This is a genomic window from Mycobacterium sp. E3339 (genome assembly GCF_001666915.1).
In the GTDB taxonomy this organism is placed as follows: Bacteria; Actinomycetota; Actinomycetes; order Mycobacteriales; family Mycobacteriaceae; genus Mycobacterium.
Genome location: NZ_LZIZ01000197.1, coordinates 17,698 through 27,102, shown reverse-complemented (window position 1 = coordinate 27,102; position 9,405 = coordinate 17,698). Strand labels below are relative to the sequence as shown.

The 9,405-nt window shown below is 67.8% G+C and carries 11 protein-coding genes and 2 pseudogenes; 6 read left to right on the top strand and 7 right to left on the bottom strand.

Annotation, left to right across the window (positions count from 1 at the left end; genetic code table 11):
• Positions 1-200: pseudogene (locus A5702_RS18525) on the bottom strand (hypothetical protein); the annotation flags it as partial.
• A gap of 114 nt (positions 201-314) precedes the next feature.
• Here A5702_RS18525 and A5702_RS18520 point away from each other — a divergent pair.
• Both A5702_RS18520 and A5702_RS18515 read left to right on the top strand, forming a co-directional pair.
• Entirely contained in the window at positions 315-632 is a 318-nt protein-coding gene (locus A5702_RS18520; protein ID WP_068222538.1) for a hypothetical protein, read from the top strand.
• A pseudogene (locus A5702_RS18515) lies at positions 563-814 on the top strand (hypothetical protein); the annotation flags it as partial. The gene A5702_RS18520 and the pseudogene A5702_RS18515, both read left to right, overlap by 70 nt.
• Position 815: 1 nt before the next feature.
• On the opposite strand, the gene A5702_RS18510 reads toward A5702_RS18515, so the two are convergent.
• From A5702_RS18510 to A5702_RS18490, 5 genes are read right to left on the bottom strand one after another with little or no spacing between them, the layout of a single operon-like run.
• Positions 816-2,075: a cytochrome P450 gene (locus A5702_RS18510; RefSeq protein WP_068222535.1), complete on the bottom strand. Its 1,260-nt coding sequence runs from the start codon at positions 2,073-2,075 to the stop codon at positions 816-818.
• A 43-nt stretch (positions 2,076-2,118) separates the two neighbouring features.
• On the bottom strand, positions 2,119-2,604 hold the full coding sequence (locus A5702_RS18505; RefSeq protein ID WP_068222532.1) for an NUDIX domain-containing protein: 486 nt from the start codon (positions 2,602-2,604) through the stop codon (positions 2,119-2,121).
• 4 nt (positions 2,605-2,608) lie between these two features.
• Positions 2,609-3,964: a wax ester/triacylglycerol synthase family O-acyltransferase gene (locus A5702_RS18500; RefSeq protein WP_055403521.1), complete on the bottom strand. Its 1,356-nt coding sequence runs from the start codon at positions 3,962-3,964 to the stop codon at positions 2,609-2,611.
• A 43-nt stretch (positions 3,965-4,007) separates the two neighbouring features.
• Entirely contained in the window at positions 4,008-4,394 is a 387-nt protein-coding gene (locus tag A5702_RS18495) for a DUF1330 domain-containing protein (protein WP_055403522.1), read from the bottom strand.
• 8 nt (positions 4,395-4,402) lie between these two features.
• Positions 4,403-5,260 (bottom strand): SDR family NAD(P)-dependent oxidoreductase, encoded by an 858-nt coding sequence (locus tag A5702_RS18490; RefSeq protein WP_055403523.1) that lies wholly within the window; start codon positions 5,258-5,260, stop codon positions 4,403-4,405.
• A 106-nt stretch (positions 5,261-5,366) separates the two neighbouring features.
• On the opposite strand from A5702_RS18490, the gene A5702_RS18485 reads away from it, so the two are divergent.
• The 4 genes from A5702_RS18485 to A5702_RS18470 are packed head-to-tail and all read left to right on the top strand — an operon-like array spanning position 5,367 to position 8,324.
• Positions 5,367-6,443, top strand: coding sequence for a dihydrodipicolinate reductase (locus A5702_RS18485; protein WP_068222549.1), 1,077 nt, complete (start codon positions 5,367-5,369; stop codon positions 6,441-6,443).
• On the top strand, positions 6,443-6,943 hold the full coding sequence (locus A5702_RS18480) for a VOC family protein (protein WP_055403524.1): 501 nt from the start codon (positions 6,443-6,445) through the stop codon (positions 6,941-6,943). The genes A5702_RS18485 and A5702_RS18480 overlap by 1 nt, the downstream gene beginning before the upstream one ends.
• A complete protein-coding gene (locus A5702_RS18475) occupies positions 6,940-7,713 on the top strand; it encodes an SDR family NAD(P)-dependent oxidoreductase (protein ID WP_068222529.1) in 774 nt (257 codons plus the stop codon). Before A5702_RS18480 ends, A5702_RS18475 begins: the two co-directional genes overlap by 4 nt.
• On the top strand, positions 7,710-8,324 hold the full coding sequence (locus tag A5702_RS18470; RefSeq protein WP_068222526.1) for a TetR family transcriptional regulator: 615 nt from the start codon (positions 7,710-7,712) through the stop codon (positions 8,322-8,324). Before A5702_RS18475 ends, A5702_RS18470 begins: the two co-directional genes overlap by 4 nt.
• Here A5702_RS18470 and A5702_RS18465 read toward each other — a convergent pair.
• The gene (locus A5702_RS18465; protein WP_068222546.1) at positions 8,300-9,304 is read right to left on the bottom strand and encodes a D-2-hydroxyacid dehydrogenase family protein; all 1,005 of its coding nucleotides are present in this window, start codon (positions 9,302-9,304) and stop codon (positions 8,300-8,302) included. The two genes, A5702_RS18470 and A5702_RS18465, sit on opposite strands and share 25 nt — an antisense overlap.
• Positions 9,305-9,405 lie beyond the last annotated feature (101 nt).

Below are 9,405 nucleotides of genomic sequence, written 5' to 3'. Positions count from 1 at the left end.
CGATGACCGGCGATCAACAGCTTGTACGCGGTGAAGTTGCCCTTCTTTTCGCCGTCGAACCAGACGTGGGCGTCGCGGTACTTCTGATTCGGCGCGTCCTCGGCCCCGGCCCACTTGCGGACCCGCTTTTCGGCGGCGTCACCGTCCCACTTGCGGTCGCGATCGGCCAACGGCAGGTCCTGGAAAGCTGTCACGGACATGTACGTTCGCGTGCCCGCCGACGGCGGGTGTTAAACGTGCGGGTCATGTCCGCATCCGGTGCGACGGATGGCCGATGATGGAGGTGTTCGCGTCACTACCCGCCGGGGCAAGGTATGCCACAACCGATCGATCGCGCGGCCATCGCCGCCGAACTCGAGCGGGTGCGCGTCGATTTCCGGCACCTGATCGAGCTTGCCGACGACCAGGATTGGACCAAAGCAACAAAGGGCACCAGGTGGAGCAACGAGGAGCTGCTGTTTCATATGGTGTTCGGATACATGGTGGTGCAGCGCCTGCTGTTGCTGGTCCGCGTGTTCGGCCGGCTCCCCGGTTCGCTTAGCCATGGTTACGCACGCCTCCTGAATTCGGTGACGCCCACGTCTGGTTCGACGGCGAAAAGAAGGGCAACTTCACCGCGTACAAGCTGTTGATCGCCGATGTCATCGGTGGCGACCTCAAGGCGGTGCCGCGCGGGGTGATGGCGGCGGGCGCCATCATGGATGGTGCGCGCGGCGGCGTCGACCTGCCGAAGACGGACGTCGACCGGGTCAAGAGCCACCTCGCCAAGTACTACACGAAGATGGGCGAGCGCCCACCCTGGGAACGCGACTGAACTAGACCGCGACACAAAGTTGCGACAACCCGCGCAGCGTGACGTTGGTCTTGTAGTGCGGGTCCCCGTCCAGCCGCGCGGCCGGGAAGCGGGCCGTGATCGCCGACAGGGCGACGCCGGCTTCCAGTCGGGCCAGCGGTGCGCCCAGGCAGTAGTGTGCTCCCCGGCCAAACCCCAAGTGCCGCAGCGCCGGTCGGTCGGGGTCGAAGACGTCGGGCCGGTCGAACTCGGCCGGATCGCGCTGGGCGGCGGCCGTCAACAGCATCATGATGTCGCCCGCGGGAACTTCCGTCCCGCCAATTGTCATGTCGGCGGCGGCCGTCCGGGCGATCATCTGCACCGGCGGGTCGAAGCGCAGCGTCTCCTCGATCACGGCCGCGGCGCGGGCGGGCTCGGCGCCGAGGGCGGCCCACTGGGCCGGTTCGCGCAGCATGGCCAGAATGGCGTTGCCGATCAGGTTCACCGTGGTCTCGTGGCCTGCGACCAGCAGCAGCACACAGGTGGAGACGATCTCCTCCTCCGTCAGCTGGTCGCCGGATTCCTCCACCGCGATCAGCCCGGACATCAGGTCGTCACCCGGCCGCGACCGTCGCCGCTCGATCAGACCGTGCAGATATGCGCGCAACCAGATTCCGGCGTCCATCCGTTCTTTCAGGTTGTCCGACGGCGCTCCGGTGAAGGCGACGAACGGATCGAGTGATTGCGCCAGCAGCGCGGACACCCGACCGAACTGCGGCTCGTCCTCGAGCGGAACGCCGAGCAGGCGGCAAATGACCGCCACAGGAAGCGGATAGGCGAAGTCCTGCACCACCTCGAACCGTCCTCGCTCGGCGATGCGCTCGAGCAATCCGTCTACGAGAGAGGCGATTTCGGGGCGCAGCGCGCTGACCACCTTGGGCGCGAACGCCTTGCTGACCAGCTTGCGCAACCGGGTGTGATCCGGCGGATCGAGGAACAGAAAACCCGGCGGGATCGGCGCGGGCACCCGTGCCCCGGCCTTGATCAGTTCCCGCGTCTGCGCCTCGATTTGGCGGCGGGCGGCCGTCGACTTGAGCCGATCGCTGCTCGACGACGGGTGCCGCAGCGCCTCGTCGCAGTCGCGGTAGCTCGACAAGACGGCCAGGTTGCCGTCGGCCAGCTGGACGGCGCCGCGCTCGCGGAAACGGGCGAACAGCGGGTACGGGTCGACCCGGACGGCTGGATCCAGCAGCTGCAGCAGCAGCCCCTGGGATTCGGCCTGCTCGGGAGGGGCGGTCGTCATGGGGCCATTCTGCCCGTCCCGGCGGCGGACCGGGGGGAGAGCGCTACGCGCCGTCCGCCAGTGCCGCCAACGCCGGATCCGCCATCAGGCGATCCAGGAATCCGAGTTGACCCTTCAGCAGCTTGACCCGCGCCTGGGTCACCGAAAACCAGCCCACCCGATCGACTTCCGGATACTCCCGCAACCTGCCCGAACCCTTCGGCCACTCCAGTTCGAAGGTGTTGCTGCGCGCGTCGGTGACGTCGAGGTCAGCGCCGACGGCGATGGCGGAAACCACTTTGCCGCCAGACTGTTTCAGCTCACCGAGATCCAGCCGGGCGCCGGGTGGTACCGAAAGCCCGAGCTCCTCGGCGAATTCGCGTTGCGCCGCGGCCCAGGGGTCCTCCCCCTCCGCGTATTCCCCCTTGGGAATCGACCAGGCCCCGTCGTCCTTCCGCGCCCAGAACGGGCCGCCCGGATGCGCGATCAGCACTTCGACGACGCCGTCACGGACGCGGTACAACAGCACACCGGCACTGCGCTTCGGCATTCGGTCAGGACCCGACCGAACGTTCCAGGTCCTTGAGCGACGACTCCAGGTGCGCGAGTAGGCGCTGCAGGTGCGGCACGCTGCGCCGGCAGCCGACCAGTCCGAAGTCCAGATTGCCTGCGTTGTTGGCCAGGGTGATGTTCAGCGCCTGCCCGTCCAGCGCGATCGACAGAGGGTAGTTGCCGTCGAGCCGGGCGCCCCCGTAATAGATCGGCTGGGTGGGCCCGGGCACGTTCGAGATGATGATGTTGAATGGCGGCGACGTCGACGCCACCCAGCCCGGCACCGCCGCCAGCGCCAGGGCGGACGTGTTGGCCGCGGACAGCGCCAGCGCCTGGAACCGGGGCAATTGCGAGAACACCTGCTTGTTGCTGCGCATGGAATCGCTGATGGTCTGCAGTCGCTGGGCGGGATCGTCGGTGTCGGTGGCGAGGTTGCACAGGATGGCGCCCACCAGGTTGCCGCCCGCGTCGGCCTCGTCCTCGGTGCGCAGGCTCACCGGGACCATCGCGATCAGCGGCGTGTCCGGCAGCGCGTTCTGCTCGAGCAGGTAGTAGCGCAGCGCGCCCGAACACATCGCCAGGACCACATCGTTGACGGTCACGCCGGCGGCCTTCTTGACACCCTTGATGCGGTCCAGCGACCAGGACTGCGCGGCGCAGCGGCGCGCGCCGCCGATCTTGACGTTCAACATGGTGCGCGGGGCGCCGAAGGGCAGCGTCAGCTGCTGCTCGAACAGCGCCGCCCGCGCCAGCGATATCGACGAAGGGGCCAGCGCCGCAACGGATCCCGCCGCCTGCAGCGCCGAACGCAGGGGGCTGGCCGGGCTGGCCTTGCGCTTGCTCTTGGGCAGGGTCCAGGGCGCGCGCATCTCGGTGTCTTCGGGATCCGTCGACAGCGCGCGCTGCATCAGTTTCTGCGCGGAGACGCCGTCGATCAGTGCGTGGTGGATCTTGGTGTAGATGGCGAACCGGCCGTCCTTGAGGCCCTCGATGATGTGCGTCTCCCACAGCGGACGGTGGCGATCCAGCAGGCTGCTGTGCCACCGCGACGTCAGCTCGAGCAGTTCCCGGATCCGTCCGGGCGAGGGCACGGCCGAGCGCCGGACGTGGTAGTCCACGTCCACGTCTTTGTCGTAGGACCAGCCCAGGTTGGCGATGCCACCGACGAACGTCGCCGGATGCTTGCGAAACGTCGGCTGGAAGTCATCCTGCGCCACCAGTCGGTCGTAAAGCTCCCGGACGAAGCCGCGGCCGGCGCCGCTCGGCAGCTCGAACAACTGCAAGCCGCCGACGTGCATGGGGTGTTCGCGCGATTCCCCCAGCAGAAAGATCGCGTCGGTGGGCATCATCAATTCCATCCACCAATTAGACCCCGGCCGGGGACCCACCGCTAGAACTCGCTCAATCGAGGGTCATGGACCACGCCGACGTCGCGATCAGGCCGCCACGTTCGAGCGCCTCGATGCGATGCTCGTGGGCCTTGGCATAGCCCGGATCGCTCACCATGTCGATGAATGCCTGCGGGGTGGGGTACTCGACGATGAGAATGGCGTCCCACCAAGGCTTTTCACCCTCACCGATTAGGACGGTCGGTGCGATGCCGGCGTAGCGGACGATAGCGCCCGCGTGCTCGAGGTGCGGTATCACCGCCACGCCGTAGCGGCGGTAGGCCTCCAGGCCGCCGGGGGTCTTGAACTTCAGCAGGTTGACCATGATCACCGGTTCGTCAGCCGGGCGTGCGGCCAGAGCGGCGAATTGCTCCGCGGTGGGTTCCAGGGGACTGCTCATGGTGACGATTACAGCAGATCGGTGATGGTCTTCAGGCCCGCGTCGTACAGCACGCCGGGCAGCATCCCGCCGTCGTGTTCGATCGTGGTGCCGTTGACGAAGTCGGCCTCCCCGCCGGCCAGGAACACGCAGACCCTGCCCACCTCGGCGGGCTCGCCCGCCCGCCGGAGCGGGACGGCCGCGAAATACGTTGCGCCAGAGGGGTCGTCCTTCGGCAGCACGAACGACCGGAAGTTCTCGGTCATCGTCGGCCCCAGGGCGATGCAGTTGACCCGCACCTGGGGCCCCCACTCCTGCGCCAGCGAGCGGGTGAGATGGTTCAGCCCGCTTTTGGCCGCGCCGTAGGAAACCAACGTCGGTGAGCCGGCGGGATGCCCGGCGCCGCTGGAGATGTTGATGATGCAGCCGACGCCGTCCTGCGTGCGCATCTGCCGGTAGACGCGGATCGCGAACCAGAGCGGACTGATGAGGTTCATCTGCACCGCGAACGCGTGAAACAGCGCCGTGCGCTCGTACTCGTCGTCGCTGGCGGGCGCCCCCTGAATCCGTTGCACCAGTTCGGGAATGCTTTCGACGTGGGGCGCCGGCACGGTGCCGCCGGCGTTGTTAACCAGGATGTCGATGCGGCCGTGCTCGGCGACGACGCCGGCGACGAAGGAGTCGATCGCGCGGTAGTCCCCTTGGTCGCAGACCCGTTGGGAGGCCCGGGCGGCCCACTCGGGTTCGATACCGGGAATGGCGTCCAGCGGCGAGCGCGAACAGCCGACCACGGTCGCGCCGGCGCGCAGCAGTTCGTGCGCGATCCCGACGCCCACCCCGCGGCTGGTTCCGGTGACGATCGCGACTTTGCCGTCCAGGACGCTCATGCCAGGCCTTCCTACCCGAAGCCAATGTTGACAGTCACTGTCAGCGGGTCATACTGTGCCATTCCGGTCGTTGGCCTGTAAAGGCATGGAAATCGGAGGTCAGCTGATGAGTGGTCCGTCCAAGCTCCGCGTCATCCAATGGGCGACCGGGGGCGTCGGCAAGGCGGCCATCGAGTGCGTCCTGAATCATCCGCAGCTGGAGCTGGCCGGGTGCTGGGTGCACAGCGCCGGCAAGAACGGCATGGACGTCGGACGGATCCTCGGAACACAGGACCTCGGGGTCACCGCGACCTCGAGCATCGACGAGATCCTGGCGCTGGACGCCGACTGTGTCGTGTACAGCCCCCTGGTACCCAACGATGACGAGGTCATCGCGATCCTGCGATCCGGTAAGAACGTCGTCACCCCCGTCGGCTGGGTGTACCCCGACCCGGGCAATGCGCGGCACCAAGCCGTCGCCGACGCCGCGGCCGAAGCCGGGGTGACCCTGCACGGCTCGGGGATCCACCCCGGGGGCATCACCGAACGATTCCCACTCATGCTGTCCTCGCTCTCCTCGGCCGTCACCCACATTCGCGCCGAGGAATTCTCCGACATCCGCACCTACAACGCCCCGGACGTCGTGCGCCACATCATGGGCTTCGGCGGTACCCCCGAGGAAGCCATGCAGGGGCCCATGGCCAGCCTGCTGGAGGCGGGCTTCAAACAATCGGTCCGAATGATCGCCGATCACATGGGATTCCGCATCGATCCGAACATCAGGACCATTCAGGACGTCGCGGTGGCGACCGCCGACATCGACTATGCCCCCTTCCCGATCACCACGGGGACGGTCGCCGCGCGCCGGTTCCGCTGGCAGGCCCTGGTGGACGGCGAGCCGGTCATCACCGCGGCGGTGAACTGGTTGATGGGCGAGGAAAACCTGGAGCCCGTCTGGAATTTCGGCGGTCGGGGCGAGCGCTTCGAGGTCGAGATCACCGGTGACCCCACCGTGAGCCTCACCTTCAAGGGTCTGCAGCCGGAAACCATCGCCGAAGGCCTGGTGAAAAACCCGGGCGTGGTGGCCACGGCCAACCATTGCGTCAACGCCATCCCCGACGTCTGCGCCGCTGGACCCGGAATCAAGACCTACCTCGATCTCCCCCTGTTCGCCGGGCGCCCGGCGCCCGGCCTCGCGTCGTGATGACCGGCGCCCTGGGCGACGTCTCGTTCTGTCACCTCGTCGTCGGGGTGACCGACATGGACCGCGCCATGGCGTTCTACCGGGACCTGCTGGGCATGGAAGTCGTGTTCGAAACCCTGGTCTCCGGCGAGCCTTTCGACGCGGTCCTGCACGCCACCCGCAAGCAGGAGGGCCGGGTGGTGGGGGGCCTGCTGGGCGGGCTGATGGTCGAGCTGCTGTCGCTGGGCGCGGATCCCCCGAATCACCGGCCCCCGCGTCGAGGCATCACCGGAATCCACAACGTGTCCCTGTCGGTGCGCGACCTCGATGACACGCACCGCCGTGTCATCGCGGCCGGCTACACACCCGACCAGCCGCCATTCGAAATCGGCGGGGTTCGAATGTTTTTCGTCAAGGACCCGGACGGCACCCCCGTCGAATTCATCGAGCTGCCCGAGGGTGCGCGCAGCACCTACGAGATGCACCGCGGCGTGCCGCTTCGCATGGGGCCGTCCGAATGACCTACAGCCACCCCGCCTCGATGCGTGACCACGTCGCGATCGTCACCGGCGCCGCCCAAGGCGTCGGCAAGGGCGTCGCCGCGGCGCTGCTGGAACGCGGCGCGGCGGTGCTGCTGGTCGACATTCAGGACGAGCTGCTGGGCACGACGGCCGCCGAGCTGTCCTCGATGGGACGTGTCGAGAAGCTGACCGCGGACCTGCGCGACCCGGACAGCGCCGCACGCATCGTGGCGGCCGCGGTCGACGCGTTCGGCACGGTCCACGGCCTGGTCAACAACGCCATCGCCACCAACGAGCCCAAGGCGTTCGTCGACATCACCGCCGAGGACTTCGCGCTCGGGCACGACGTCGGCCCGCGTGCGACGTTTCTGCTCATGCAGGCCGTACACCCGGTGATGGTCGGGGCGGGCGGGGGGTCGATCGTCAACCTGGGTTCGGGCACGGGCACCGGCGGCGAGCCCCGGTGGGGCGGCTACGCCGCCGCGAAGGAGGCCATCCGCGGCCTGTCGAAGGTCGCCGCGCTGGAGTGGGGCAGGGACAACATCCGGGTCAACGTCATCTGCCCGTTCGCCGAGTCGGACGGTGTCAAGCTGTGGAAACAGTTCGCGCCCAACGATTATGCGAAGGCGGTTGGGCGCGTTCCGATGAAACGCATCGGCGACGTCCGAACCGATGTGGGCGCGCTGGTCGCGTTCCTTCTGGGCGGCGACTCTTCGTTCATCACCGGACAGACCATCCACGTCGACGGCGGGATCGGCTGCTTCCGGTGACGCCACCCACCAGAGGCGAGTCGCTGCGCGATCGGCAGCGCGCACAGATCCGGGCCGACATCCGGCGCGCGGCGTTCCGGTTGTTCGTCGAACGCGGATACGACGCCGTGACAACGGAGGAAATCGCCGCTGCCGCGGGCGTTTCCCCGCGAACCTTTTTCCGTTACGTGCCGACGAAGGAAGAGTTGCTGCTCGCGCCCGTCCGGCACGGCGGCGCCGCCATCGTCAACCTGCTCGAGCAGCGGCCGGCCAACGAGCCGCCGGACGTCGCGTTGATCAACGCCATCGTCACCCGCACGCGGTCCTTCGAGCAGGCCGACACCGACGAATGGCGACAAGCGCTGCTGGTTGCCCCGGATCGGCTGCGCAAGGTGACCGTGCACACACCCGCCGACAAGGAGCGCGCGGCCAAGCTGATCGCCGAGCGGATGGGCGTGAATCCCGACACCGACATTCGCCCCGGCCTGCTGGTCCAACTCGCCTTCGCCGCAGCGGATTTCGGCTTCCAACGATGGGTGCGCCCGTCCGGCCGCCAATGGCCGCTGGACCGCTATGTCACCGAAGCCCTCGAAGCGGTCAAGAGTCCTCACTGGAGACGCAAGCGCGCCTGATCAGACGCCTCGGGGTTGGCGATTCGGGTCGGGGTCCCGTCCAGCCAGGCGCTTACCGCCTCCACCGTGTCGGCGTAGAAGGCGCTGAGCATTTCTCGGGTGACGTATCCCAGGTGCGGCGACAGGGTCACATTCGGGAGCAGTCGCAAGGGGTGATCCGGTGGCAGCGGTTCGACGTCGTAGACGTCGAGGCCTGCGCCGGCGATGCGCCCGGAACGCAGGGCGTTCAGCAGCGCGGCCTCGTCGACGATCGGCCCCCGCGAGGTGTTGATCAGGTACGCGTGCGACTTCATCAACGCCAACTCGGGTTCGCCCACCAGCCCTCGGGAGCGTTCTGAGAGCACCACATGTATGGAGACGACATCGGCCTGCTCGAACAGCGTCGCCTTCTCGACCCGGCGCGCGCCGACCGCCGCCGCGGCGTCTGCGGTGAGGTTCTGGCTCCACGCAATGACGTCCATGCCAAACACTTTCGCGTATTCGGCCATCCTCTGGCCCACCCGCCCGAGGCCGAGCAGCCCGAGCGTCTTGCCGGACAGCGTGAGACCCGTCGTGGACTGCCAGCCGCCGTCTCGCATGCGGCGGTGTTCCTCGGCCAGGTTACGCACGGTGGCGATCAGCAATCCCCAGGCGAACTCGGGGGTGGCGTCGTGCACGGATCGGAATCGGGGATGCGCGAAGTCGGTGTGGGCGACCAAAATTCCCAGTTCCGTTGCCGCGGCCATGTCCAGGTTGGGCAGGTTCCTGCCCACGATGGTGATCAGCTTCAGGTTCGGTAACCGCTCGAGCAACGTCCGCGGCAGCGCCATTCGCTCGCGCAGGGTGCAGATCACGTCGAACGGCCGCAGCGCGTCGGCGGCCTCCTCCTCGGCGAGGTGCCGGTCGAAAACGGTTAAGCGGGAACGCGTTTGCACCGGTGACCAGTCCGCGAGCCGCAGGGCCACGCCGGCGTAGTCGTCGAGTATCGCCACCTGGGGCATGTGGTCCGCCATCACCCACTGAACCCTATGCGGGCAGCTTCGGGTCGATCAAGGCGGCCCGCGCCAGAGTCTGCTCCGCCGACTTGACGTGCGCGGCGTCG

Coding starts and splice junctions, on each gene's coding strand:
- A5702_RS18495 (WP_055403522.1), bottom strand. CDS start 4,394: ATGAGCAGTCCCCTGGAACCCACCGCGGAGCAATTCGCCGCTCTGGCC.
- A5702_RS18485 (WP_068222549.1), top strand. CDS start 5,367: ATGAGTGGTCCGTCCAAGCTCCGCGTCATCCAATGGGCGACCGGGGGC.
- A5702_RS18500 (WP_055403521.1), bottom strand. CDS start 3,964: ATGGAATTGATGATGCCCACCGACGCGATCTTTCTGCTGGGGGAATCG.
- A5702_RS18520 (WP_068222538.1), top strand. CDS start 315: ATGCCACAACCGATCGATCGCGCGGCCATCGCCGCCGAACTCGAGCGG.
- A5702_RS18490 (WP_055403523.1), bottom strand. CDS start 5,260: ATGAGCGTCCTGGACGGCAAAGTCGCGATCGTCACCGGAACCAGCCGC.
- A5702_RS18475 (WP_068222529.1), top strand. CDS start 6,940: ATGACCTACAGCCACCCCGCCTCGATGCGTGACCACGTCGCGATCGTC.
- A5702_RS18510 (WP_068222535.1), bottom strand. CDS start 2,075: ATGACGACCGCCCCTCCCGAGCAGGCCGAATCCCAGGGGCTGCTGCTG.
- A5702_RS18480 (WP_055403524.1), top strand. CDS start 6,443: ATGACCGGCGCCCTGGGCGACGTCTCGTTCTGTCACCTCGTCGTCGGG.
- A5702_RS18465 (WP_068222546.1), bottom strand. CDS start 9,304: ATGCCCCAGGTGGCGATACTCGACGACTACGCCGGCGTGGCCCTGCGG.
- A5702_RS18505 (WP_068222532.1), bottom strand. CDS start 2,604: ATGCCGAAGCGCAGTGCCGGTGTGCTGTTGTACCGCGTCCGTGACGGC.